Here is a 24,282-nt window from a genome sequence, read left to right on the forward strand (position 1 = left end):
GTAAGTGCCCCTGCTTACAGCGTGTTTAACTAAAAAAACAATTTAAATTGAAAAAATTACTGATCACAGCATTCGCTGTGTTACTGTTTCCGTTGTTAACGAAAGCACAATTTATCATTTCAGGAACGGTTTCTGAAAAAGATCATCGTCTGACCGGAGCAACCGTACGCATAAAAAATGCGGGAACGGGGACAAAAACCAACCGTGATGGTTATTATCAATTAAAAAATCTAAAAGCTGGTACTTATACATTAGAAGTAAGTTATATGGGTTACCATACCCAGGAAAAAAACATCAGCATCAATGCCGACCTCAGGTTGGATTTTAACCTGCTTGCTGCTGCTTACATGGCCGAGGAGGTAATTGTGCGCGGTACACGTGCCAATGAGAAATCTGCCACCACTTACAAGAACCTGAGCAAGGAGGATATTGATGCCAATAACTTTGGCCAGGACCTCCCTTTCCTATTGAATAACACGCCCGGTGTGGTCGTGTCTTCGGATGCAGGAACAGGCATTGGTTATACCGGAATCAGAATTCGTGGTAGTGATGGCAGTCGTACAAACGTAACCGTGAACGGTATTCCTTATAACGACAGTGAAAGCCAGGGCAGCTTCTGGGTGAATATGCCTGATTTTGCCTCTTCCGTAGAAAACATCCAGATTCAGCGTGGCGTAGGCACCTCTACTAACGGTGCCGGTGCTTTTGGTGCCAGTATCAATATACAAACGAGCGCAATTAATGCAGATCCTTATGCAGAAGTAAATAACACATTCGGTTCCTACAATACATTAAAAAACACCGTAAAGGTGGGTACCGGATTGATTGATAATAAATTCAGCTTTGACGGAAGGCTTTCCCGAATCAAATCAGATGGCTTTATTGACCGCGCAGCCTCAGATTTGAAGTCTTATTTTTTATCAGGCGCCTACCAGGGCAAAAAAGACTTGCTGCGGGTAAATGTCTTTGCAGGTACTGAAACTACCTACCAGGCCTGGAATGGTATTCCTGAAGCAAGGTTAAACGGGGATGTTGCGGGCATGGAGGCTTACATTGCCAGAAATGGGCTGAATGATGCTGATGCAGAACTTTTGCGAAATTCGAACAGCAGAACCTATAACTCCTTTACTTATAAAGACCAGACCGATAATTACTGGCAAAACCATTACCAGTTATTATATGCCCGCCAGTTTAATGAGCAATTCTCTTTTAACGGAGCACTTCATTATACCGATGGCAGGGGTTATTATGAGGAGTACAAACCTGGCCAAAGCCTTGGTAATTATGGATTGGAAAATGTGGGTACAGGTGCTGACGCGATAGAAAGCACAGACTTAATTCGCAGGCGGTGGTTAGATAATGACTTTTATGGCGTTACTTATAATTTCAATTACCAGCCGACGTCCACGCTTACTTTTACTTTAGGCGGTGCTTATAATGAATATAAAGGGAAGCACTTCGGTGAAATTATCTGGGCACAATATGCCTCAAATGGGGCTTATGGCGATCATTATTATGATAACCAGGGCGATAAATCAGATTTTAATGTTTTCGGAAAGGTTTTCTATAGTCCATCTGAACAGTTAAGTCTTTTCGCGGATCTCCAATACCGTAACATTAACTATGCAGTGAATGGGACAGAGAATGAGCTGAATAACGTGAATCTGCAAGACAAGATGAATTTCTTTAACCCTAAAGTGGGTGCTACTTATTTCGTGAACGAGAAAAGTAATGTGTATTTATCATGGAGTGTGGCCAATAAAGAACCGAGCAGGAATGATTACGTGGACGCTAATCCAGGGCTTTTTCCAAAGTCTGAGCGTTTATACAATACTGAACTTGGTTATCGCTTAAAAAGCGGCAAGTTGAACGCTGGGGTTAATGCCTATGGGATGTTTTATAAAGACCAGCTGGTGGTTACAGGCAAAATCAATGATGTGGGTTCAGCCATACGCCAAAACGTATCCAGCAGCTACAGAGCCGGGATTGAACTAGATGCATCTTACATTTTAAGCAGGAAGTTTGTACTGAACGCCAATGCGGCATTCAGCAAAAATAAGATTCGCAATTTCGTAGACTATCTTTATGAATATGATGACAACTGGAATATTGTCAATACGGTAACCACCGATTATGAGTCTCCGGATATTTCCTTCTCTCCTGCTGCCGTATTATTTGGAGAATTGGCTTACAAACCTTGGGAAGGCTTTGCCATCGCTTTGCAGAACAAATATGTGAGCAAACAATATTTAGACAATACTCAAAATGAAACCAGGATGTTAAAGGCTTATTTTGTAAGCAATTTACGTGCGGGCTATGATTTCAGCGCTTTCGGGATCAAGAAAGTAAACCTGGGTTTAATGGTGAACAATTTATTTGACAAAAAATACGAAAGCAATGGCTATACTTACGGTTCGATTTACCAGGGTGTAACGACAAGGGAAAACTTTTACTTCCCTCAGGCAGGTACTAACTTTTTACTCTCTTTGAATTTGAAATTTTAAATTAGAGGGCTAAGGTGATCGCTTCATTGAGAACTTCAGCGCCATTAAATAATAAAACTAGACACTGATGAAAAAATACATAGAAAAATTACATTTTATTACCCATGACTTACCACAAAAAAGTCATGTTGAACAAGCGCAATTGGCTTGTGAGGCGGGGGCAAAATGGATACAATACCGGTGTCTGACTAAAACAGAAGCTGAATTGCTGGTTGACATCAATCAAATTGCAACAATTTGTGACGATTGGGGGGCTACCCTGATTGTCACAGATCATGTGCATTTAAAAGGAAAGGCTGATATCCAGGGCTTTCACATGGAAGATATGGATGCTGATTTTCTGGCTTTACGCAACCAGCTTGGCGAGGAAACAACCATTGGTGGATCGTCAAATACGGTTGAAGGGCTGATCCGCCTGTGGCAGGAGGGTGTGGACTATGCAGGTTTCGGGCCATTTGGCCAGACCAGCACTAAACCGAACACCTTTCCCTTAATAGGTATGGAAGCATATGCAGCGGCTATGGCCGCTTTAAAAGAAGTAAATGCAGACCTTCCTGTACTTGCCGTCGGTGGTGTAACTTTAAATGACGTGGATGCCCTGATGGAAACTGGAATTTTTGGTATTGCTGTCTCTGCCGCCATCAACCAGGCAGATGATTTGCGGGATGCTTATGAAGCATTCTACATAAGAATACGTTAAGTTTTTCTTGAACTTTAGCATTAATTTCGAGATTATCGTAAAAAAGTCAATACCCTCATCGTTTTTCTAAAGAAGTCAAAATACCATACAAAAAACACCTTAAGTAATATTTAAGGTGTTTTTGAATTCTAAAACATGCTGACGGCACAACTATACCCTAAACGTTAACACGCTCACCAACCTGTTGACGCCACATCGCGTAGTAAAGGCCCTTTTCTTCCAGCAGGTCATCATGTTTACCCTGCTCGATGATTTGACCTTTCTCTAAAACATAGATCCGGTCGGCATGACGGATGGTCGACAAACGGTGCGCAATTAAAATAGTGATATGACTGGTTTGTTCTGAAATTTCTCGAATGGTGCCGGTAATTTCCTCTTCGGTTAAAGAATCCAGGGAAGAAGTTGCCTCATCAAATACGAGGATATCCGGTTTACGCAACAAGGCCCTGGCAATTGATAAGCGTTGTTTCTCGCCACCAGAAACCTTTACACCACCTTCGCCAATCACCGTATCAAGCCCTTTATCTGCGCGTGCCATTAAATTTTGACAAGCCGCTTGCTTCAACACATGTAAACATTCTTCATCACTGGCGCCAGGCCTTACAAACTGCAGGTTCTCACGGATGGAGCCTGAAAACAACTGTGTGTCCTGCGTTACGAAACCAATTTTTTCACGAAGCTGATCTAAGTCAATCTCTTTGCTGGAGATATCATTATACACTACACTGCCTTGCATCGGCTGGTAAAGACCAACCAGCAATTTAACCAGCGTGGTTTTTCCGGACCCCGAAGGGCCTACAAAAGCAATGGTCTCCCCTTTGCGGGAATGGAAATTGATGTCATTTAGCGCATTGGTTTTCCCCGTTAAATGACGGAAACTCACTCCTTCAAAAGAAAGACGTGATATTTTTTCCAGCTTAACAGGATTAACTGGTTTCTTGTCGATCGGCATGCTCAATATCCGCTTGAAATTACCCAATGATACCTCTGCTTCCCGCCATGATAAAATAACATTGCCGAGCTCCTGCAAGGGACCGAACAAAAAGAACGAGTAAAATAGAAAAGAGAAATACTCACCCGGGGATATGGTATCATCGAAAATCAGGATGAGCAGCACGACTACCATCGCACTGCGCACAAAGTTAACGGTAGTACCCTGCAAAAAGCTCATGCTTCTAACGTATTTTACCTTCTTCAGTTCGAGTGCTAAAATCTGGTAGGTCGTTTTATTGAGCCTATCAATCTCCTGGTTAACCAGTCCGAGGCTTTTTACAAGTTCAATATTCCGCAAAGATTCAGTTGTGGAACCCGCCAAGGCGGTCGTTTCACCGATGATGATCCTTTGAATGGTTTTGATTTTACGGCTCAACAACCAGCTGATAATGCTGATGATGGGTATGGCTGAGAAGTAGATAAGTGTTACCTGGTAACTTACTGACAGGGAATAAATGATTACAAAAACCATCCCGATTAAGCTTACAAAGACCACGCTGATAAAAGAAGTAATGAACTTTTCGCAATCCAGACGGACTTTCTGTAAAATACCGAGTGTTTCGCCACTTCGCTGGTCTTCGAATACCTGGTAAGGAAGTTCCAGGGAATGTTTTAAACCATCTGCATACATGCGCGCACCAACTTTCTGGACAATGATACTGGTAAAATAATCCTGAAAGTTCTTAGCGATCCGGGATACCATGGCAGCACCAACCCCTAGTCCTACAAGGCCCAGAACTCCCCAGATGTATTCGTCACGGGTATAATCATCTTTCCTTTCAATAAACCGGTCTACGATCTTCCCTACAATGTAGGGATCAAGTAAGGAAAAGCCTATGTTAACGGCAGCAAGTACGAGTGCCAGCACAACCACCCACTGGTGCCTTTTTAGGTATGTAAACAGTAAATTCATGAAATGCAAAAATAAAGAAAGGGAATATAGCTTTTGCCATATCCCCTTTTTATTATATCCAGATTATAAACGGAAATATTAAACCGTCATAATGTCTTTTTCTTTGGCTTCGATATGTTTGTCGACCTTTACAATGTAAGTATCGGTTATTTTCTGAACCTCGGCTTCACCGGTTTTAATTTCATCATCAGAAACAGCATCGCCTTTTAATCTTTTGATCTTTTCGTTAGCATCTTTTCTGATGTTACGGATAGCTATTTTACCTCTTTCAGCTTCCTCTCTGGCCTTTTTAACCAGATCTTTTCTGCGTTCCTCGGTTAAAGGAGGTACAACAAGACGAATGATCACACCGTCGTTCTGAGGGTTAATACCAATATTGGCTTCCATGATGGCACGCTCAATTGGAGTCAATAGTTGTTTCTCCCAGGGTTGAATCAGCAATGTACGGGCGTCAGGGGTATTGATACTGGCTACCTGGCTCAAAGGCGTTGGGTTTCCATAGTAATCTACCATGATGCCATCCAACATACCTGCAGAAGCCTTACCAGCACGAAGCTTAGTCAACTCAGACTCGCAATGAAGAATAGCCTTATCCATAGTTGCCTGTGCTTCTTGTAATTGTTTCTTTATGAGGTCATTCATAATCAGTGTTGTTTGTGCAATTTAATAATTATTATAAAATTAGACGGTTACAAGGGTTCCGATTTCTTCACCCTCTGCAATTTTCATGAAATTACCGGGTTTATTCATATCAAAAACAATAATCGGTAGTTCATTTTCCTCGCAAAGTGTAAAAGCCGTCATATCCATAACGTTTAGGCCTTTCGCATAAACCTCTTTGAAGGAGATTTCAGAATAGCGCGTGGCCAAAGGATCTTTTTCAGGATCAGCGGTATAAATGCCATCCACACGAGTACCTTTTAATACGGCGTCGGCTTTGATTTCTATAGCCCTTAATGCAGCTGCAGAATCAGTTGTGAAGTAAGGATTACCTGTACCAGCACCAAAAATAACAATACGGCCTTTTTCAAGGTGTCTGACAGCTCTTCTGCGAATAAAGGGTTCACAGATTTGCTCCATTTTGATGGCGGTAAGTAAGCGGGTTTTTAAGCCTACTTTTTCAAGTGCGTCTTGTAGGGCCATACTATTGATAACGGTTGCCAGCATTCCCATATAATCAGCCTGTGCACGGTCCATCCCAGACTTTTCTGCGCTCAAACCTCTGAATATGTTGCCTCCGCCAATTACGATTGCAATTTCAAGCCCGCGGGCGTGAACTGCTTTAATATCCTCTGCATACTGCCTAACACGCTCATTGTCAATACCGTATTGCTTATCGCCCATCAGCGATTCGCCGCTTAACTTTAAAAGGATCCTTTTATACTTCATGACTCCAAAAATAGCTATTTGTTTTAATTATTAGTGATCAAATGTTCAACTCCGGCAACAAATGCCTGCTGTAAAATTAAGTCATCGTTTAAAAGCAACAGATCAGCGCTTTTACCCACGCTTACAGATCCGTAGATTGTTGATTTATCAATGGCCTTTGCCGGATGTAGGGATGCCATATTTAAGGCTGAAGATAGTGGTATACCACAATGCTCAACACAGTTTCTCACCGCATCCAGCAAGGTGATATTGGAACCCGAAAGGGTACCTTCTTCGGTTATAAATTTATCACCACTCAACTGGTGCTGGTACGGGCCAACCTGGCACTCGGTAACGGCATCTGTAATCAGGAACAATCGCTCCTTCATCAGCTGATAGCTCATCCTTACCACTTCAAAATTTACATGCTGGCCATCGGCAATGATGCTGGCCATGGCTGTGGGATGATTAAGGACCGCTACGGGTAAATTTGGTGACCTGTGGTGTATTGAAGGCATCGCATTGAACAAATGGGTGGTTGTACTAAACCCCTTGTTGTAGGCGTCCATAGCCTGTTCAAAAGTTGCATCACTATGACCCAGCGACAAGACCACCCCTTGGTCAAGTAAGTATTGGATGACATCATCATCCTGTAGCTCCGCAGCCATGGTCATGATTTTTACAGTGCCATCCGCATATTCGATTAACTTCTTCACTTCATCAAGACTGGCTTTGCAGATCAGTGATTCAATATGAGCCCCCCTTCTTTTGGGATTTAAATAAGGTCCTTCTAAATGTAAACCCATAAAAGCTTTAGCTTCATTTCTGTAAGCTTTAGCCGCGTCAATGGCCTTGTAAAACACCTCCAGGGTATTTGTAGCTAAACAGGCCATAAAGCCAGTGGTGCCCTTGCTGATTAAATCAGCATCCATTTGCCGCAGGGTTTCAACCGTTGGAAAAGCAGAAAACAAATTACCGCCGCTGCCATAAATCTGCAATTCCAAAAAACCCGACGTTAAATACTGGCCTTTTGCATCAATTACATGGTAGCCGGCTGGTATTTCATCGGTTGTTAAAGCCTTGATCTTTCCTTCAGCAATTAATACGTGGTGATTGCTGATTAACTGGTGGTCCTGAAAATATTTACAATTCTTGATCGCTATCATAAAAAAAGGCATAAAAAAAGTCCCCAAAGGGACTTTTAATTAATATTATCTATTTTCAACCAGATTAAGCACCTAATTGAACACGTTTAAATGAAGTAACAGTTAAACCGTTAGCAGTATCATTTAAGAATTTACGAACATCTTTGGATGAATCTTTAACAAATTCCTGGTTCAACAAAGTATTGTCTTTGTAGAACTTGTTCAATTTACCAGCAGCGATTTTCTCAATCATAGCTTCTGGTTTACCTTCAGCACGGATTTGCTCTTTAGCGATTTCAGTTTCACGCTCAATGGTAGTTGAATCAACACCATCTTTATCCAAAGCAACAGGGTTCATTGCTGCAATTTGCATAGCAACATCTTTACCTGCTTCATCAACACCTTCAACAGCCTGGTTTAAAGCAACCAATACACCTAAACGGTAGTTACCGTGGATATAAGGAACAACTTTTTCACCTGTAACTGTTTCATATTTAGAAATGCCAATTTTCTCACCAATTTTACCAGTGTTCTCAACAATGATATCAGCAACGTTTGAACCATCAATTTCCAAAGCCAACAACTCTTCTAAAGTAGCAGGATTTTTCTCAATCGCTAAATCAGCAAATTTATTACCAAGAGCAACGAAATCAGTATTCTTTGCAACAAAATCAGTTTCACAGTTCAATTCAATTACAACACCACGTTTTCCGTCTGCTGTAGCTTTAGCGATTACAACACCTTCGTTAGAATCACGATCCTGACGACTAGCGGCAACTTTAGCACCTTTTTTACGTAAGTAATCAACGGCTGCATCAAAATCGCCGTTTGCTTCTGTTAAAGCCTTTTTGCAATCCATCATACCGGCACCGGTTTGTTGGCGTAATTTGTTTACATCTGCAGCAGTAATTTGTACTGACATTTTTGTTTCGTTTTTAAGTTTTTAATCAAAAAATGAAGGGTTGCATATTGATAGTTGTCAGAAAATTCCACAACACACAATACACAACCCCTCATATATTATTTACGCTTCGCTAGTACCTTCTTCAGTATCAGCATTCACTTTTCTTTTTCTTTCTCCTGGTTCTTTAACTTCTGGAGCATCAGCAGCAGCTTTAGCAGCTACAGCTTCTTTTTCAGCTTCATCGTCTTTCTCACGTTTGCGCTCATCTAAACCTTCTTCAATTGCTTTGATAATAATATCAGTAATTAAAGAGATAGATTTAGTTGCATCATCATTCGCTGGAATAGGGAAGTCAATGTTAGAAGGATCAGAGTTGGTATCAACCATTGCAAAAGTTGGAATGTTTAATTTCAACGCTTCGCTAACAGCGATATGCTCTTTTTTAACGTCAATTAAAAAGATAGCAGCTGGTAAACGGTTTAAATCCGCGATACCACCTAATAAGCTTTCTAATTTAATACGCTCACGTTGGATCATTAAACGCTCTTTCTTAGAAAGAATCGAATAAGTACCATCTTTAGTCATCTTGTCGATGTTAGACATCTTTTTGATGGACTTGCGTACAGTCTGGAAGTTAGTTAACATACCACCTAACCAACGCTCGGTTACGAAAGGCATGTTTACTTTTTTCGCTTGTTCAGAAACAATTTCTTTAGCTTGTTTTTTAGTTGCTACGAATAAGATCTTACGACCAGATTTAACGATTTGTTTAATCGCAGAAGCAGCTTCTTCAGTTTTAGTTAAAGTCTTGTTTAAATCTATAATGTGGATACCATTGCGCTCCATGAAAATGTAGGGCGCCATCTTAGGGTTCCATTTACGGGTGAGGTGACCAAAATGTACACCTGCATCCAATAAGTCTTGATATGTTGTTCTTGCCATTGTGTTGTCTCCTTAAGATTAACGTTTACTGAATTGGAATTTTTTACGAGCTTTCTTACGTCCTGGTTTCTTACGTTCAACCATACGCATATCACGGGTCATTAACCCTTTAGCACGTAATGCTGGTTTTTTCTCAGCATCTAATTCAACAATAGCTTTAGCGATAGCCAAACGAATTGCTTCTGCCTGGCCTTTAATACCTCCGCCTGCTACGTTAACATTGATATCATATTGACCAACCAGCTCAGATACTTCTAATGACTGGTTAACAATGTATTGCAATGGTAATGTAGGGAAATATACTTTGTGGTCTTTACCGTTAACGGTAATGGCGCCGTTGCCATCTTTTAAATAGATACGTGCAACAGCAGTCTTTCTTCTTCCTGAAGTGTTAGTAACTGACATTTCTTTCTTCCTTTAATTAAAGTGTAATGGTTGTTGGTGATTGTGCCTGGTGAGGATGCTCAGAACCTGCATAAACAAAAAGATTGGTGTACAATTTAGCACCCAATTTTGTTTTAGGTAACATACCACGAACGGCTTTCTCGATAACACGCGTAGGGTGTTTCGCCATTAACTCTTTAGGAGAGATGAAACGTTGACCACCTGGATATCCAGTGTAAGAAACATATTGTTTTTCACTGAATTTTTTTCCGGTCAATTTAACCTTGTCTGCATTAATAACAATGACGTTATCACCGCAGTCTACGTGTGGGGTGTAATCAGGCTTGTTTTTTCCACGGATGATCATTGCGATCTTCGATGACAAGCGCCCCAAAATCTCGCCTTGAGCATCAACAACAACCCACTGTTTGTTAACAGTTTTAGCATTGGCTGAGACAGTTTTGTAACTTAACGTATTCACTTGCTTGTATTTAATTTGTTAATAATTATTTATTACCCCTCAAATTTAGGGACTGCAAAGATAGATAGAAATCTTTTAATAATCAAACGCTTAGGAGAAAAGATATTTAAAATATCGTAAAATAGAGGCGTCTTGTTCGGCAAAACACAAAGATAAGAAAACTAAAAGCGACTTAACTTGTTATAATCATATTGATAATCACAAAAATTAAGAAGATGACAAAAGAAACTAAAATTATTGCTGGAATATTGGCAGGAGCTGCCTTAGGAGCTGCTGTAGCCTTAATATTATCAACAGACAAAGGAGACGACATTAAAGGAAGTGTAGCTGACTGGCTTGCAGACATCGTTGATGCTTCCAAAGATAAAATTGCTGGTGTAACCAGCTCTGTTAAAGATACGGTTTCTGAAACAGTTTCCAGAGTAGGCGCTAAAGTAAACGCGTAGACTATAAATGAAGATAGCCTTTCACGGAGCAGCAAGGGTCGTAACGGGAACAAAACACCTGATTACATTAAACAACGACACTCAAATATTACTGGACTGCGGAATGTTCCAGGGCATGGCTGAAGTAACTGATGAATTAAACGGTTACTTCGGCTTTAAGCCAGCTGCTGTAAATCACGTGATATTATCACATGCTCACATTGACCATTGCGGCCTATTGCCACGTCTGGTTGCCGAAGGTTTTGAAGGCCATATTTATGCCACCCCGGGAACAATGGACCTGGCAAGAATCCTGCTGATGGACTCTGCAAAAATTCAGGAGCAGGATGCCGAATACACGAACCGCCATCTTCGTGAAGGCGAAAAAGCCGTTCAGCCGCTATACAGAGAAGAAGATGTCATCCACACCATCAGTCGGTTTAAGATTGTGGAGTACAATGAGCCTTTTGAAATTGAACCCAGGATAAGCCTGCTGCTCACAGATGCCGGACATATTCTTGGCAGTGCGGCTGTTCATTTGACCCTCCTGGACGAGGGAAAAGAAACCATCATCACCTTTAGCGGAGATGTGGGCCGTTATGAAGATCCCTTGTTAAAAAACCCTCAAACTTTCCCACAGGCAGATTATATCCTGCTGGAATCTACCTACGGCGATTCCCTGCACAAAAACCTTGATCCTATTGAAGACCTCCTGCTGGAAATCATCAACCATACCTGTCTGATTAAAAAAGGAAAAGTCATTATCCCTGCCTTCAGTGTTGGCCGTACACAGGAGTTGCTTTATGCATTAAATGGATTGGCATTAGAAAACAGGTTGCCAGATATTCCTTTTTACGTCGACAGTCCGCTATCGCTCCAGGCTACTCAAGTTTTACAAAATCACACGGAAGTTTTAAACACTGAAGTGCAAAAGGTACTTCGGGTAGACCATGACGTCTTTAGCTTTCAAGGCTTAAAATTTATTGAAAGCATTGAAGAATCCAAAGCTTTAAATAATGATCCAAGGCCCTGTGTCATTATCTCTGCCTCTGGCATGGCTGAAGGCGGTAGGGTAAAACACCATATCCGGAACAATATCAGCAACCAGAAGAACACCATCTTAATGGTTGGCTATTGTGAACCCAACTCATTGGGTGGAAGATTAATCGCAGGCGATAAAGTTGTGGAGCTATTCAGAGAAGAATATGATGTTATTGCTGAAGTAAAGTCCATAAAATCCATGAGTGCACACGGTGATTATGAAGATTTGCTGCATTTTCTTGCCTGCCAGGATCCAGGGGCAGTACAGCGTGTTTTCCTGGTGCATGGCGAATATGAAGTCCAGCAGCGCTTTGCACAACGCCTTGTAGACACGGGATTCAAGCGTGTGGCCATCCCGGAGCAACACCAGGAATACGAATTATGATATGTTATACTTTAATCAATTTTCAGGCTTTTCAACTTCCCAATTCATCACTAATGTAGTCATCGGATTAGCAGCTATTGCATTGGGTTTAGTGATAAAATATATGCTGAAAAGGCTGTTTCTCCTTTTTTGCAAGTATTGGGCTACATTTGTCATCAGTTCAGTGATCAGGCGACTGAGCAGGCCCGTGGGTTTTTTCATCCCCCTGCTGCTCTTCAATATTTCGCTGGGCTTTATGGAAATGGATGCCCCCTATAGAAAGCAAATCATCAGGGTACTGGAAATTGCACTAACGATTAATTTCTGTGTGCTGCTCATTCAATTGATTAAAGTATTTGAGGACTACTTTTTCTACAAGTACGATTCCACCAAGGAAGACAATCTAAAGGAACGGAAGCTGAGGACGCAGTTCCAGTTTATCAGGAAATTTACGGTTGCTTTAATTATTGTGATCAGCGCTGCCATCATTTTATTAAGTTTTGAAAGCATGCGTAAAATCGGTACAGGACTGCTCACCGGGGTTGGTATCGGTGGCATCATCATCGGTTTTGCAGCACAAAAATCCTTGGGAAACCTGCTCGCTGGTTTTCAAATCGCCTTTACCCAACCCATCCGCATCGACGATGTTGTCATTGTAGAAGGTGAATGGGGCAGGGTAGAAGAAATCACCCTAACCTATGTAGTGGTCAATATCTGGGACCAGCGCAGGCTCATCCTTCCCATCACTTATTTCATTGAAAAGCCTTTCCAAAACTGGACCAGGGTATCTGCCCAACTCTTGGGTACGGTATTTCTATATTTCGATTATAACATCCCTATTCCTCCGTTAAGAGAAGAATTAACAAAGGTTTTAACTGCGCACAAATTATGGGATAAAAGGGTGAATGTGGTGCAGGTAACAGACAATAAACAATCGACCATTGAAGTTCGGTTTTTAATGAGTGCCCGCAATTCATCAGATGCTTTTGACCTCCGTTGTGATGTCCGCGAACATATGATTGCCTTTGTACGTGACCATTACCCTGATAGTTTACCAAAAACCAGGTTGGAATACAAAGAAAATTCATAAGATCGTTAACTTTGCCCCATGGATATTTTGGGCGCAGCCTTGCAGGATTATTATTTAAACGGTACAGCTGAGACCCTATGGGTACATAATTCTTATGGCGAAGAAGAAGTAATGCCGGTAGATCTTTTCTTTAGAAACGAGAAAGAAATGCCGGAACTGGAGTTGAAAGCACTAGAACTTTGCAAAGGCCATGTCCTTGATGTAGGCGCCGGTGCCGGCAGCCACGCCCTGGTTTTGCAGGAAAGAAAGTTTAAAGTAACGGCTTTAGATATTTCTGCCACAGCTGTTACTATTATGAAACAAAGAGGTGTTAAAGATGCCATAGAAAAAAACATCTTTGATTTAAAAACAGCAAGCTATGATACCTTGCTGTTTATGATGAACGGCATCGGCGTAACCGGCTCCCTCAGTGGCTTTAAGGATTTTCTGAAAAAGGCCAAAACCTATTTAAAGCCCGGCGGACAATTAATATTCGACAGTTCAGATATCTCCTACCTCTACCAGGAAATTCAATTCCCTTTAAATGCTTATTACGGCGAAGTTGCCTTCAGCTATGCTTATAAGCAGCAGCGTGGGAAATGGTTCAAATGGGTATACATCGACCAGCTAACCTTACAAAATATCGCTAAAGCTGAAGGCTGGCAGTGTGAAATCATCATGACAGATGAGAACGATCAATACCTGGCGCAATTTAGGCTTGTTTAATTCTACTGTGAGTCTACGGTGTACCTACGTTTTTTGTGGAAAAAGGTAGATACAACGTAGATCCATGGTAGATCCACCCTAGATCCATTATCACTTTACTATGGCGAGAGAAATAACAGCTGCAAATTAATTTCCACAGCAAGAAAATCAATAAGTTAAGCCTGTTCCTCCCAAATTACAGCAATGTTGACGATAGTTTGCACTGCTTTTTCCATGTCCTGAACAGATACCCACTCTTGTTTTCCATGGAAAGCATGTTCACCAGCGAAGATATTAGGACATGGCAGGCCCATCAAAGATAAACGTGAACCATCGGTTCCGCCCCTGATACTTTGCCGCTTTGGCGTTAATCCTGCTCTTTCAATCGCTTTAATACCAATTTCGATAACCTGCGGATATTGATCCAGTACTTTCTTCATGTTGCGGTACTGTTCTGTAATTTTTAAATTGAAAGTAGCATTTGGATAAGCCTTCATCACCTCCTCCACCACTGCCTTCAAAGTTTCGCCATGCTGCACCAGCAGATCATCATCAAAATCACGCAGGATAAAGTGAGCCTGTGCCTGCTCTACATTCCCATGAATGGTTACCGGATGTATAAAGCCTTCTTTATCGCCTGTGGCCTCAGGTGTGAGCTTATCCTTAGGTAAGGCATCGATCACTGCACTCAGGATCTTTATGGCACTTTCCATTTTCCCTTTGGCAAAACCCGGGTGAGAACTTACCCCATTGATGGTTAAAACAGCACCATCGGCAGAGAAGGTTTCGTCTTCAATAGAACCCAATGTCTCCCCATCAACGGTGTAGGCAAAGTCTGCACCCAGTTTTTGAAGGTCTGCCTTATCTACGCCCCTGCCAATCTCCTCATCAGGTGTAAAAAGGATCTTTATCGTGCCATGCTTAATTTCCGGATGCGCCATCAAAAATGCAGCAGCTTCCATAATTTCTGCCAGGCCGGCCTTATTGTCGGCCCCCAGCAAAGTAGTGCCACTGGCCGTAATGATGTCATTGCCAATCTGGTTTTGTAAATCCCTATGCTCACTTTGCCTCAGCACCACGGTGTGATCATCCGGTAATACCAGATCCTGGCCCTGGTAATTACAGTGTACAATTGGCTGCACATTTAACCCGCTGCAATCCGGAGAGGTATCCATATGAGAGCAAAAACAAATTACCGGGACTGTTTTAACGGTTGTTGAAGGAATCGTAGCATACACATAACCATAGTCGTCCAGGTGTGCATCGTTAATGCCTATGGCCAGTAATTCCTCTACAAGCACCCTTCCCAGATTCTTTTGTTTTTCTGTAGAAGGGACGCTGGCTGACTCCGGATCTGATTGGGTATCAATCTGAACATACTTCTTAAAGCGTTCTTCCAAAGTTTTTGTTATATCTTGATAATTTAGCATAAATTTAAAAAACCTAAAGGTAAAGAAATTGAAAATAATTCTCACCAGTCTCCTCCTCGCATTTTCCATAAGTGTAGCTGCACAGTCTAATTTCTATAAACTCAGTATTGGTGGGGGCGCAGGATTTACAAGGTCTTATACCGATCTACAGGAACATAATTATGGTGAAGCCTTTTATGGAACTGCCGACTTTTTCTTTACCCCTTTTTTAAGTTTAGGCTTTGAAGCCCAAAACGGGACTGTAAAAGGCGGACAAAGCAACTTGGAGCCATCGGGACTCCGTTTTAAAAACAGCTACAGGTCAGCTACAGCAAATGGCAAAGTATATCTTGGTGCTATTATCGATTACCAGCACAGTACATTTCTTGAACAAATAAAAGGCTTATACCTTGGTGCAGGTGTCGGCCTTATTCAAAACAGAAATTTCGATCTTAAACGCAGTAACCGGGATGAGCCCGATCGCGTTTACAAAGCGTTTTCCAAGGAGGCAATTATCCCCCTTAACCTTGGCCTTAACTACTATTTGCACAATAAAAATGGGCATTACAGATATGTCCTGAATGCAAATTACCAGACTAACATTACCCTTGGGGAAGGATTGGATGGCTATGATCCCTCTACCATACGTTTTGAAAACGGTAAGCCGGACGTATATACCTATTTAACACTAGGGATGAAATACAATTTCGGACCGGTCGGCATAGCTAAGAAAACTTTTAAAAGGTATTAGATGAAATCCCTGCTCCTATTCCTGTTCTTATTTGCTACAAGCAGTTTTTATGCAAGCAGAAAATCCTTTGCGCAGGAAACCCCTACCTATCCAGCGGTAATTAAACATTATGAGGCGCTTGCTGCGAAACACCCGCAAGCAAAACTCCTCTCTTATGGAATGACGGATTTTGGAAAGCCTTTGCACCTGCTGGTCTTATCGAAAGACAAGGACTTTGACCCTGTAAAGCTGAGGGAAAGCAACAAAAGAATTTTGCTGATCAATAACGGTATCCATCCCGGAGAACCTGAAGGGATAGATGCGAGTATGATGCTGGCCAGTAATCTCCTTAAACACAATAAATTACCAGCTAATGTGGTACTCTGCATTATCCCCGTGTACAATATCGGCGGTGCACATAACCGCAGCAGCACCTCCAGAGCCAATCAAAATGGGCCATTGGAATACGGTTTCCGGGGAAACAGTAAAAATTACGATTTAAACAGGGATTTCATCAAAACAGACTCCAAAAATTCAGCAGCCTTCCAGGAGATTTTTAATACCTGGCAGCCGGAGATCTTCGTGGACACCCATACCAGCAATGGGGCAGATTACCAGTATACCATGACCCTGATCCCCACGCAGAAAGATAAACTGAATCCTATTTTAGCTACCTATTTAACAAAAACCATGCTGCCGGCGTTATATAGCAAAATGGCAAAAAAAGGCACTGAACTTATCCCTTATATCAATTCTGTGGAAGAAACACCCGATGGGGGCATCGAGGGCTTTTTGGAAAGTGCACGTTTTTCGACTGGTTATAGCACCCTCCACAATGCCATCGGCTTTATGCCAGAGACACATATGCTTAAAGCATATGACGAAAGAGTAAAGGCGACTTATCAGCTTCTGGAAACATATCTTGAAATCATGGTGAGAGATGCACAGGTAATTGGCGACAATAAAAGGAAAGCTGATCAGGCCGTAGCCGAACAAACAACATTCCCGCTGGTTTGGAAACTCGACAAACAACATAATGAGAAGTTGAGTTTTAAAGGCTACGCCGCCAAGTATAAACCGAGCCTCGTCAGTGGTGAAAAGCGGCTTTATTACGACAGGAACGAACCGTATACAAAAACCATTAAGGAATGGAACAATTTTGTACCGGCAGTTACCGTGGATAAACCTGTAGCTTATATCATTCCAAAAGCATGGGACAAGGTCATTGCCTTGTTAAAATTAAACCGGGTGGAGGTAAAGGAATTAAAGGATGACATGGAATTGCCTGTAGAGTTTTACTACATCAGGGATTATAAAACGGTGTCCAAACCTTATGAGGGCCATTACCTGCACAGTGATGTGCAAATAGACACCGTGAAGCAACCTATGCAATACTATGCCGGCGATTACGTTGTTTATGTAAACCAGCGGCAAAACAGGTATATCGTAGAAACCCTGGAACCTCAGGCAACTGATTCTTTCTTTAACTGGAATTTCTTTGATTCAGTGCTCAGCCAGAAGGAGCATTATTCTGCGTATGTCTTTGAAGATACCGCAGCAGAATTAATTAAAAAAGACCCCGGTCTACTTGAAAAACTCAACAAGAAACGTGCTGAAAATAAGGAATTTGCAAATAATGGCGCTGCCCAGCTTGCATTCATTTATAAAAATTCGCCATATTACGAGAAAACACACCTGCGCTATCCTATTGCCAGGTTAATAACAGACATAAACCTTAGTTTAAAATAACATGATTGAATATTTCACCCATACCCCGGTAGCCTCTTTAATTTTTATCTTCACTATAGTCACCAGTATTTATGCCTTTAATGACAGTGTATTATATGGCAAATTCATGATGCACCCCTACAGTGTATACCGCAAAAACAAAGTTTACACTCTCATCACCAGTGGCTTGATTCATGCCAATTGGATGCACCTGATTTTTAACATGTTTACTTTCTTCTTTTTTGCCTTTAAGCTCGAAGCAACCATCGGCCACTGGCAATTTGCCCTGATTTATTTCCTTGGGATGATTTTGAGTGACCTGCCTTCGGTGATGAAGCATAAAGGTGATTTCTGGTACAATAGCCTGGGTGCTTCAGGGGCAATATCAGCCGTTTTGTTCAGTTACATCCTTTTCTACCCATTTTCGACCCTAATGATCTTCCCCTTACCGATCCCTATCTGGGCTTGTGTATTTGGCATACTTTACCTGATTTACTGTGCCTACATGTCGAAAAATTCAAGAGACAATATCAATCACGATGCACACTTTTTCGGCGCAATAGCCGGCGTACTGATTACGGCAATTTTAGAACCAAGAATCGTCCCACACTTTTTCGGCACTTTGATGAGTGCGATGAATTAAGCTTCCGGCAAATGAGGCGGCTCAAAAAAGCTGATCGGGGCTGTTGGATCTTTGATGATTTCGAACAGGGTTTGTCCCCAGGGTTTCCAGAAATTTTCTAGAACCTGTGCATAGGTTTTATGTTGCCATACATCAAACAAGGGTTTATTAAAAACACCTTTCAACGGCATGGCCTCTATATAAACACTCCCCTCAACAGGCATGATGGTATATTCAGGCAGGCGGTTAAATAAATAAGCAGAGTAAAAGAAGCGGGCACAAAGTTCCTCATACTGCTGTTCTGTTAGCGCCTTGCCTTCTATCGAATCAAGCAACTCCTGGTGATACTTTTTATTGGTGCCATTGTCCTGCAAACAGGCAATGATGCCAAAATCTTTCAGTTTCAAAGAGAAAGTAAGGGTATTGATCTCATCGCGGAAGCTGAAGTAATGATTTGTTTCAGCTAAAGGAACCACCACAATAGACCATGGCGTAAAGTCCTCAAAAACCACATCCCGGTATACACCCTGGATCATGGTGTTCAGGTTTCCAAATTTATGCATCAGTCCCTGCGACATGTTTAGTCCATCGCCACTTAATTGCTGCAGCTTAATCGCCGCATTCATCTCAATATAAATTAAGCTATACATAAACTTGCCGATCCATTTAAAAAGATCCTCCTCCGGAAGTTGAGCTACAGCTTGATACCCAATACCAAAAGCATGGGCAATTTTATCCTCCAATGGCTGAATGAAATTCTCCAGCACTTCAGCGCTGCAGGGTACTTTAAGGGTGTTGTAAGAACGCACACTCTCATCAAGCAGTTTGATTTGCTCATCACCTGTATAATTTGCTACAGCAAGTAACCAATCGGGAAGCACATTGCTTTCAACCAATGGTGCCGGAAAGGCATCACCGCTTAAAAAGCAATTTTTATACTTGAAATCAAAGTTCTTAAAAGGTTGGTATATGGGACTATTCATAGAAATGGCAATATTAGGTATATTATTTTTACATTCGCTGTGGCACAACTTATTTTAACTTTGATATTACCAAACCGCTTTAAACACATGCAATCATCCTTTACTTCCTATAACCTCGAACTAAAACATCCCTTTGCTATCGCAAAATTTTCAAGAACCAGCACACCGATATTACTTCTAAAACTGCGCTATGAAAATGATGAAGGTTACGGTGAAGCTTCGATGGTACCTTATATGGGAGAAAGCCATGAATCTGCAGCAAATTTCCTGCAGCAAGTAGAATGGAACAGGTTTAAAGCACCATTTGATTTTCAAGAAATCCTCGCCTACCTTGACAGCATCGCTCCTGGGCATCCCGCTGTCAAAGCCGCCATAGACATTGCCTTGAACGACCTGAACGGAAAGATATTAAATAAGTCCTGCGCACAAATCTATGGTGCGGATCCTTTAAAGATGCCTGTTACCTCTTATACCATTGGCATCGACACCCCTGAAGTGACCAGGGAAAAAATTGCTGATGCAACAGACTTTAAAGTGCTTAAAATTAAATTAGGCAGGGATAATGATAAAGAGCTGATTAACACCATCAGAAGTATGACAGACCTCCCTTTATATGTCGATGCCAACCAAGGCTGGTCTGACCGTAAAAAAGCGATTGAGACTATTTACTGGCTGCACGACCAGGGAGTGGTGTTGATAGAACAGCCGATGGATAAAGCCGATCGTGAAGGCAATGCATGGCTTACCGGCAGAAGCCCTATTCCAATTCTTGCAGATGAGGCCGTACAACGCCTTGCTGATATGGATCAATTAGAAGGTGCATACCACGGCATCAACATTAAACTGATGAAAAGCGCCGGCATGTATGAGGCACATCAGATGATCTTAAAAGCGAGGAGTTTCGGTATGAAAATCCTGATCGGCTGTATGAGTGAAACCTCATGTGCCACAATGGCTGCTGCTGCGCTCGCTCCATTGTGCGATTGGGCAGATTTGGATGGCCCATGGCTCACCAAAAACAATCCTTTTGATACTCCCGAACTGAAGGACGGAAAGTTGGTGTTAAAAAATCTTCCAGGCCTGGGCCTGGAAGGAATTAATGCTGATTTGCTTTATCTTTAAGTGACTGGCGGAAACTCTTGGTCAGCTTTACTTTCAAATAAATGAAAAACACCATGGTAACGATGAAAAAACCAAGAGCCAGGTAATTATCTTGTTCGTAACCCCATTTAATGCCTAAAAAAGAAGCGATGACACCAAGGGTGTAAAAAACATTTAATGCAATTTGTTTCTTCATATTAATAAACAGGCATATTGGGGTCAAACGTTTCTTGCCAGGCTATAATACCGCCTTTTAAGTTATATAGATTGGTATAACCCTGTGCTTCCAATTGCATTACTGCAGCGGCGCTTCTTTTACCACTTCTGCATTGCATGATAACTGGTTTATCCTTTGAAACTTTATCAGCTTCAATCAATAAGCCGCCCAATGGAATATTTAATCCATTAAGGTTTGAAGTTTCATATTCGAAAGTTTCTCTGACATCGATTAATTGAAAATCTTCTTTGTTATCTATTTTCTGTTTAAGTTCCTGTACGCTAATTTCTTTCATTGGGATATAATTTGATTTTAATGTGATGGACTATCATGATTATGAAGCAGTTAGAAGATATAACTCTTTCATCATTTAAATTTTAACAAATATACGATATTAAAATAAATGAAACATAGTTCTAGAAAATGTGGCGATAACCAATTAATTTTAAGTCCTTTATAGTAACAATTAAGTTTCTCAGGAGTTTAATGTAAAGTCTTTATTAATTTTGACATCATATGAATTCAATATCCCGCTTTTTCTGTTTTTGCTCGGGAGTACACATTGACACCCTCCAGAAGCACCCCACCGAGCACAACAAGTACATAGGCATCGGTGCCACCATCTTTTTTACAGGTTTATTTGCTGCACTTTCGGGTGGCTACGCCATGTACTTTGTATTCAAGGGAGATAGCGGAGCGGTTTTATTCGCCCTGTTCTTTGGCCTTTTATGGGGCCTGGCTATTTTTAACATGGACCGCTACATCGTTTCCAGCATTGACAAAAATGCCTCTACCTGGAAACAGATTGCACAGGCCACACCCAGAATTCTCCTGGCTATCATGATTGGGATTGTCATTTCCCGTCCGCTGGAGCTCAAGATATTCGATAAAGAAATCAAGGAGCGTTTAAAGATCAGCTATATCAACAGCCAGCGCACCAGAATAGACACCTTGAACAATTCCTTCAACAGAAAATACACCATTGAGCTCAATAAGCTCCAGGAATCAAAAACACAAAGAGACTCCCTGGCCAGTGGCATTGAAACAGACCGCCAAAAGCTAAACTATGAGATCTTCGGAAATAAAACTACCGAGACCTCTGGCATCATGGGATATGGTCCCTATGCCAAAAGGAAAGAAGTAGAACTGCAACAGAGAACCCAGAACCTGGATACCTTAAATGCTGAAATAAGGCGCATGGAAGGTTTTGTTGCCAACAGGAAGGAGTTTGATGGCTTATTGTCTGAACGCCTATATACCGGCAGGCAATTAGACAGCCTGACCAGTGTTGCTGGTTTTGCCGACCGCAACTGGGCATTAGGCCAGCTGAGTTTCAATCCTGATGGCACTAAGGATGTAACGACCGCCCTGGCGGTAACCTTTATCGGATTGCTGTTTATTTTCTTTGAATGTTTACCGGTGTTTGTAAAAATGATGAGCAGCAGGGGGCCTTATGACCATGCGGTTGCTAACATCGAAACTACACAGGAATATACCTCAGACAAAGACAAAGATTTTGAGGTCACCGTAACCGATAATGTTCAGGAAACCCGGATCCATACTGAAACGGAAAAACGAAAAGAAATCATCAAGGGTAAGGCCGAGCGGGATTTACAAAACTACGACTGGAATAGTTAGTTCAGCATACATGATCACAACTGTAGTCGCCATTGTAATCAAAACTGTAATATTGCATCATAAAAGAATTATATTAAAGACAAAATAAAAACTAAAATGCTTAAAAAACTACTTTCCCCCTTTTTGCTGTTGCTGTTTGTGGTGCAGGTTTCTGCCCAGGATATTAATAAAATCATCAATAAAGCCTATGTGGATGATATGATTAAAACATTGAGCAGTGATGCCATGGAAGGCCGGGCAACTTTTACGCCGGGAATTGACCGTGCTGCAACTTTTATAGAAGGTGAATTTAAGAAAATAGGCTTGCAGCCTTTAACCAGCCTCAAGGGCTTCAGACAAACCTTTTATAAGTACCAGGTGAAGCCGGTTTCCGCAACGGTTTCAATAGACGGTAAAAATATAGCGCCAGAAAACGTCCTTGTGATGGGCAATACAGCCACAACCTTGTCTTTTGACCAAACCAACAGCGCCGGATGGGTAAAGTTAGATCCAGAAAAGCCTTTTCCAGCACAGTTCCGTGCCCTGATCGAAAGCAATAAGCAACAGCTGGTATTGGTTGATCATAAGTTTGCCAACTTCTTTAAACAATTAAAAAACCGTTCTAAAAATGGCAGTTATGTAGACGAAAAGGACCTTAAAAAAGCTGATGCAGGCGGGCTGGTATTCATATTAACACGGGATACAGTTGCCAAAGATTTTAAAGTAGCGGTTAAAAATACGGTAAATAAAATGCCTTTATTCAATGTTGCCGGCGTTATTCCTGGCAAATCAAAGGCAAAAGAAATCGTGGTATTCTCAGGTCATTATGATCACATTGGCATCTTGCCAGCTGTTAATGGAGACAGCATCGCAAACGGTGCAGATGATAACGCCACAGGCACCTCAGCCGTGATTGCACTGGCTAAATACTATAAGAAATTAAACAACAACGAGCGCACCCTGATATTTGTAGCTTTTACAGCAGAAGAGATGGGCGGCTATGGGGCGAAATACTTCTCTGAGCAATTAAACCCTGAGGAAGTTATTGCCATGTTCAACATTGAAATGATAGGAAAGGAAAGTAAGTTTGGTAAGAACGCTGCTTTTATAACTGGGTTTGAAAGATCCGATTTCGGCAAGATCTTACAGAAAAACCTACAAGGCAGCCCTTTTACCTTTCACCCTGATCCTTACCCGGAGCAAAACCTTTTTTACAGAAGCGACAATGCAACGCTGGCCGCTTTAGGTGTACCGGCACATACCATTAGTACCGATCAGATTGATACAGACAAACTTTACCACACTGTTGATGATGAATACGATACTTTAGCCGCAGAAAATGTCCTAATGACCATTAAGGCAATCGCCAAGAGCGCCATCAGTATCATTAAAGGAGAGGATACGCCAATGCGGATTCAAAAGCTGGAGCTATAACCTGGAAATAGGCATTTCCATGATATAATCATTCATATAAAAACCGTTGCCAATATCAATGTCAACGGTTTTTTTAATGTTAAAGCCCATTCTTTCATAAAACTCTTTAGCATCATTGGCACGGTTCACGTTCAGCTGCAGGTTTTTGCCCCCCGCTTCACGCACTTTATTGATCACTTCGTTGATCAGTAATTTCCCCAGTCCTTCACCATGTTTTTCAGGAAGCACATAAAGTTTATGCAGTTTATAAACATGATCCTCATGCTCCTCTACCGAATAAGATGCAAAGGCGACATCCTTTCCGTTCATGGTGGCAATCAAAAAAATATCACCCTTCATTAATTGTCCAAGCAAAGCTGCCCTGCTGTACATCTTGTCCAGCATATAATCTACCTGCTCGCGCCCAATGATCGGCACATAGGTAGGCTCCCAGGTGCTGGCAGCAATTTTTTGTATCACCGGAAGATCTTGTTCTTTTGCCTTTCTAAGTAAGATCATAACTT

25 protein-coding genes are annotated in these 24,282 nt (G+C 41.6%); 12 read left to right on the plus strand and 13 right to left on the minus strand.

Annotation, left to right across the window (positions count from 1 at the left end):
* The first annotated feature begins 47 nt into the window (after positions 1–47).
* Together WG905_RS07895 and WG905_RS07900 are read left to right on the plus strand one after the other, a co-directional pair.
* Entirely contained in the window at positions 48–2,504 is a 2,457-nt protein-coding gene (locus WG905_RS07895; RefSeq protein WP_339591173.1) for a TonB-dependent receptor, read from the plus strand.
* 67 nt (positions 2,505–2,571) lie between these two features.
* Positions 2,572–3,204 (plus strand): thiamine phosphate synthase, encoded by a 633-nt coding sequence (locus WG905_RS07900; RefSeq protein ID WP_339591174.1) that lies wholly within the window; start codon positions 2,572–2,574, stop codon positions 3,202–3,204.
* A gap of 157 nt (positions 3,205–3,361) precedes the next feature.
* On the opposite strand, the gene WG905_RS07905 is transcribed toward WG905_RS07900, so the two are convergent.
* The 8 genes from WG905_RS07905 to rplM all read right to left on the minus strand — a co-directional run bounded on the left by WG905_RS07905 (position 3,362) and on the right by rplM (position 10,334).
* Positions 3,362–5,110 carry an ABC transporter ATP-binding protein gene (locus WG905_RS07905; RefSeq protein ID WP_339591175.1) on the minus strand — a complete coding sequence of 583 codons (1,749 nt, stop codon included), beginning with the start codon at positions 5,108–5,110 and terminating at the stop codon, positions 3,362–3,364.
* 78 nt (positions 5,111–5,188) lie between these two features.
* Entirely contained in the window at positions 5,189–5,752 is a 564-nt protein-coding gene (gene frr, locus WG905_RS07910; protein WP_339591176.1) for a ribosome recycling factor, read from the minus strand.
* A 39-nt stretch (positions 5,753–5,791) separates the two neighbouring features.
* Complete coding sequence (pyrH, locus tag WG905_RS07915) at positions 5,792–6,499, minus strand: UMP kinase (protein WP_339591177.1); 708 nt, start codon at positions 6,497–6,499, stop codon at positions 5,792–5,794.
* A 23-nt stretch (positions 6,500–6,522) separates the two neighbouring features.
* Complete coding sequence (gene nagA, locus WG905_RS07920; protein WP_339591178.1) at positions 6,523–7,644, minus strand: N-acetylglucosamine-6-phosphate deacetylase; 1,122 nt, start codon at positions 7,642–7,644, stop codon at positions 6,523–6,525.
* Positions 7,645–7,708: 64 nt separating this feature from the next.
* Positions 7,709–8,545: a translation elongation factor Ts gene (gene tsf / locus WG905_RS07925; protein ID WP_339591179.1), complete on the minus strand. Its 837-nt coding sequence runs from the start codon at positions 8,543–8,545 to the stop codon at positions 7,709–7,711.
* A gap of 102 nt (positions 8,546–8,647) precedes the next feature.
* Positions 8,648–9,469, minus strand: a complete 822-nt coding sequence (rpsB, locus tag WG905_RS07930) for a 30S ribosomal protein S2 (protein ID WP_339591180.1) — start codon at positions 9,467–9,469, stop codon at positions 8,648–8,650.
* 18 nt (positions 9,470–9,487) lie between these two features.
* Complete coding sequence (gene rpsI, locus WG905_RS07935) at positions 9,488–9,874, minus strand: 30S ribosomal protein S9 (protein WP_196859369.1); 387 nt, start codon at positions 9,872–9,874, stop codon at positions 9,488–9,490.
* 16 nt (positions 9,875–9,890) lie between these two features.
* Positions 9,891–10,334, minus strand: a complete 444-nt coding sequence (gene rplM / locus WG905_RS07940) for a 50S ribosomal protein L13 (protein ID WP_339591181.1) — start codon at positions 10,332–10,334, stop codon at positions 9,891–9,893.
* A gap of 215 nt (positions 10,335–10,549) precedes the next feature.
* On the opposite strand from rplM, the gene WG905_RS07945 reads away from it, so the two are divergent.
* The 4 genes from WG905_RS07945 to WG905_RS07960 are packed head-to-tail and all read left to right on the plus strand — an operon-like array spanning position 10,550 to position 13,959.
* The gene (locus WG905_RS07945) at positions 10,550–10,780 is read left to right on the plus strand and encodes a YtxH domain-containing protein (protein ID WP_339591182.1); all 231 of its coding nucleotides are present in this window, start codon (positions 10,550–10,552) and stop codon (positions 10,778–10,780) included.
* A gap of 7 nt (positions 10,781–10,787) precedes the next feature.
* Positions 10,788–12,185 carry an MBL fold metallo-hydrolase RNA specificity domain-containing protein gene (locus WG905_RS07950; protein WP_339591183.1) on the plus strand — a complete coding sequence of 466 codons (1,398 nt, stop codon included), beginning with the start codon at positions 10,788–10,790 and terminating at the stop codon, positions 12,183–12,185.
* A gap of 1 nt (position 12,186) precedes the next feature.
* Positions 12,187–13,254 (plus strand): mechanosensitive ion channel family protein, encoded by a 1,068-nt coding sequence (locus WG905_RS07955; protein ID WP_339591184.1) that lies wholly within the window; start codon positions 12,187–12,189, stop codon positions 13,252–13,254.
* Between the two features lie 18 nt (positions 13,255–13,272).
* Positions 13,273–13,959: a class I SAM-dependent methyltransferase gene (locus WG905_RS07960; RefSeq protein ID WP_339591185.1), complete on the plus strand. Its 687-nt coding sequence runs from the start codon at positions 13,273–13,275 to the stop codon at positions 13,957–13,959.
* Between the two features lie 155 nt (positions 13,960–14,114).
* Here WG905_RS07960 and pepT read toward each other — a convergent pair whose 3' ends face one another.
* Positions 14,115–15,368 carry a peptidase T gene (gene pepT, locus WG905_RS07965; RefSeq protein WP_339591186.1) on the minus strand — a complete coding sequence of 418 codons (1,254 nt, stop codon included), beginning with the start codon at positions 15,366–15,368 and terminating at the stop codon, positions 14,115–14,117.
* 28 nt (positions 15,369–15,396) lie between these two features.
* On the opposite strand from pepT, the gene WG905_RS07970 reads away from it, so the two are divergent.
* Genes WG905_RS07970 through WG905_RS07980 form a run of 3 tightly spaced genes read left to right on the plus strand, consistent with a single transcriptional unit; the run spans position 15,397 to position 18,448 of the window.
* Positions 15,397–16,098, plus strand: coding sequence for a hypothetical protein (locus WG905_RS07970; protein ID WP_339591187.1), 702 nt, complete (start codon positions 15,397–15,399; stop codon positions 16,096–16,098).
* Positions 16,099–17,826: a M14 family metallopeptidase gene (locus tag WG905_RS07975; protein WP_339591188.1), complete on the plus strand. Its 1,728-nt coding sequence runs from the start codon at positions 16,099–16,101 to the stop codon at positions 17,824–17,826.
* 1 nt (position 17,827) lies between these two features.
* Positions 17,828–18,448 carry a rhomboid family intramembrane serine protease gene (locus WG905_RS07980; protein ID WP_339591189.1) on the plus strand — a complete coding sequence of 207 codons (621 nt, stop codon included), beginning with the start codon at positions 17,828–17,830 and terminating at the stop codon, positions 18,446–18,448.
* On the opposite strand, the gene WG905_RS07985 is transcribed toward WG905_RS07980, so the two are convergent.
* A complete protein-coding gene (locus tag WG905_RS07985; RefSeq protein ID WP_339591190.1) occupies positions 18,445–19,410 on the minus strand; it encodes a hypothetical protein in 966 nt (321 codons plus the stop codon). The genes WG905_RS07980 and WG905_RS07985 overlap by 4 nt on opposite strands.
* An 87-nt stretch (positions 19,411–19,497) precedes the next feature.
* Here WG905_RS07985 and WG905_RS07990 point away from each other — a divergent pair, with 87 nt between their 5' ends.
* The gene (locus WG905_RS07990) at positions 19,498–20,532 is read left to right on the plus strand and encodes a dipeptide epimerase (RefSeq protein WP_339591191.1); all 1,035 of its coding nucleotides are present in this window, start codon (positions 19,498–19,500) and stop codon (positions 20,530–20,532) included.
* On the opposite strand, the gene WG905_RS07995 is transcribed toward WG905_RS07990, so the two are convergent.
* Positions 20,507–20,707, minus strand: coding sequence for a DUF6358 family protein (locus WG905_RS07995; protein ID WP_339591192.1), 201 nt, complete (start codon positions 20,705–20,707; stop codon positions 20,507–20,509). The two genes, WG905_RS07990 and WG905_RS07995, sit on opposite strands and share 26 nt — an antisense overlap.
* Position 20,708: 1 nt before the next feature.
* Positions 20,709–21,023 (minus strand): rhodanese-like domain-containing protein, encoded by a 315-nt coding sequence (locus tag WG905_RS08000; RefSeq protein ID WP_339591193.1) that lies wholly within the window; start codon positions 21,021–21,023, stop codon positions 20,709–20,711.
* Between the two features lie 221 nt (positions 21,024–21,244).
* Between WG905_RS08000 and WG905_RS08005 the strand changes: the two genes are divergently transcribed.
* Positions 21,245–22,366, plus strand: coding sequence for a DUF4407 domain-containing protein (locus WG905_RS08005; RefSeq protein ID WP_339591194.1), 1,122 nt, complete (start codon positions 21,245–21,247; stop codon positions 22,364–22,366).
* A 96-nt stretch (positions 22,367–22,462) separates the two neighbouring features.
* Positions 22,463–23,779 (plus strand): M20/M25/M40 family metallo-hydrolase, encoded by a 1,317-nt coding sequence (locus WG905_RS08010; protein ID WP_339591195.1) that lies wholly within the window; start codon positions 22,463–22,465, stop codon positions 23,777–23,779.
* Here the strand turns inward: WG905_RS08010 and WG905_RS08015 are convergent.
* On the minus strand, positions 23,774–24,277 hold the full coding sequence (locus WG905_RS08015) for a GNAT family N-acetyltransferase (protein ID WP_339591196.1): 504 nt from the start codon (positions 24,275–24,277) through the stop codon (positions 23,774–23,776). The two genes, WG905_RS08010 and WG905_RS08015, sit on opposite strands and share 6 nt — an antisense overlap.
* Positions 24,278–24,282: the final 5 nt, after the last annotated feature.

Source organism: Pedobacter immunditicola, from assembly GCF_037482985.1.
Classification (GTDB): Bacteria; Bacteroidota; Bacteroidia; order Sphingobacteriales; family Sphingobacteriaceae; genus Pedobacter; species Pedobacter immunditicola.

What these genes read in the sequence shown, in the direction of transcription:
- WG905_RS07900 (WP_339591174.1), top strand. Translation starts at nt 2,572, where the DNA reads ATGAAAAAATACATAGAAAAATTACATTTTATTACCCATGACTTACCA.
- WG905_RS07905 (WP_339591175.1), bottom strand. Translation starts at nt 5,110, where the DNA reads ATGAATTTACTGTTTACATACCTAAAAAGGCACCAGTGGGTGGTTGTG.
- frr (WP_339591176.1), bottom strand. Translation starts at nt 5,752, where the DNA reads ATGAATGACCTCATAAAGAAACAATTACAAGAAGCACAGGCAACTATG.
- pyrH (WP_339591177.1), bottom strand. Translation starts at nt 6,499, where the DNA reads ATGAAGTATAAAAGGATCCTTTTAAAGTTAAGCGGCGAATCGCTGATG.
- nagA (WP_339591178.1), bottom strand. Translation starts at nt 7,644, where the DNA reads ATGATAGCGATCAAGAATTGTAAATATTTTCAGGACCACCAGTTAATC.
- tsf (WP_339591179.1), bottom strand. Translation starts at nt 8,545, where the DNA reads ATGTCAGTACAAATTACTGCTGCAGATGTAAACAAATTACGCCAACAA.
- rpsB (WP_339591180.1), bottom strand. Translation starts at nt 9,469, where the DNA reads ATGGCAAGAACAACATATCAAGACTTATTGGATGCAGGTGTACATTTT.
- rpsI (WP_196859369.1), bottom strand. Translation starts at nt 9,874, where the DNA reads ATGTCAGTTACTAACACTTCAGGAAGAAGAAAGACTGCTGTTGCACGT.
- WG905_RS07945 (WP_339591182.1), top strand. Translation starts at nt 10,550, where the DNA reads ATGACAAAAGAAACTAAAATTATTGCTGGAATATTGGCAGGAGCTGCC.
- WG905_RS07950 (WP_339591183.1), top strand. Translation starts at nt 10,788, where the DNA reads ATGAAGATAGCCTTTCACGGAGCAGCAAGGGTCGTAACGGGAACAAAA.
- WG905_RS07955 (WP_339591184.1), top strand. Translation starts at nt 12,187, where the DNA reads ATGTTATACTTTAATCAATTTTCAGGCTTTTCAACTTCCCAATTCATC.
- WG905_RS07960 (WP_339591185.1), top strand. Translation starts at nt 13,273, where the DNA reads ATGGATATTTTGGGCGCAGCCTTGCAGGATTATTATTTAAACGGTACA.
- pepT (WP_339591186.1), bottom strand. Translation starts at nt 15,368, where the DNA reads ATGCTAAATTATCAAGATATAACAAAAACTTTGGAAGAACGCTTTAAG.
- WG905_RS07975 (WP_339591188.1), top strand. Translation starts at nt 16,099, where the DNA reads ATGAAATCCCTGCTCCTATTCCTGTTCTTATTTGCTACAAGCAGTTTT.
- WG905_RS07980 (WP_339591189.1), top strand. Translation starts at nt 17,828, where the DNA reads ATGATTGAATATTTCACCCATACCCCGGTAGCCTCTTTAATTTTTATC.
- WG905_RS07985 (WP_339591190.1), bottom strand. Translation starts at nt 19,410, where the DNA reads ATGAATAGTCCCATATACCAACCTTTTAAGAACTTTGATTTCAAGTAT.
- WG905_RS07990 (WP_339591191.1), top strand. Translation starts at nt 19,498, where the DNA reads ATGCAATCATCCTTTACTTCCTATAACCTCGAACTAAAACATCCCTTT.
- WG905_RS07995 (WP_339591192.1), bottom strand. Translation starts at nt 20,707, where the DNA reads ATGAAGAAACAAATTGCATTAAATGTTTTTTACACCCTTGGTGTCATC.
- WG905_RS08000 (WP_339591193.1), bottom strand. Translation starts at nt 21,023, where the DNA reads ATGAAAGAAATTAGCGTACAGGAACTTAAACAGAAAATAGATAACAAA.
- WG905_RS08005 (WP_339591194.1), top strand. Translation starts at nt 21,245, where the DNA reads ATGAATTCAATATCCCGCTTTTTCTGTTTTTGCTCGGGAGTACACATT.
- WG905_RS08010 (WP_339591195.1), top strand. Translation starts at nt 22,463, where the DNA reads ATGCTTAAAAAACTACTTTCCCCCTTTTTGCTGTTGCTGTTTGTGGTG.
- WG905_RS08015 (WP_339591196.1), bottom strand. Translation starts at nt 24,277, where the DNA reads ATGATCTTACTTAGAAAGGCAAAAGAACAAGATCTTCCGGTGATACAA.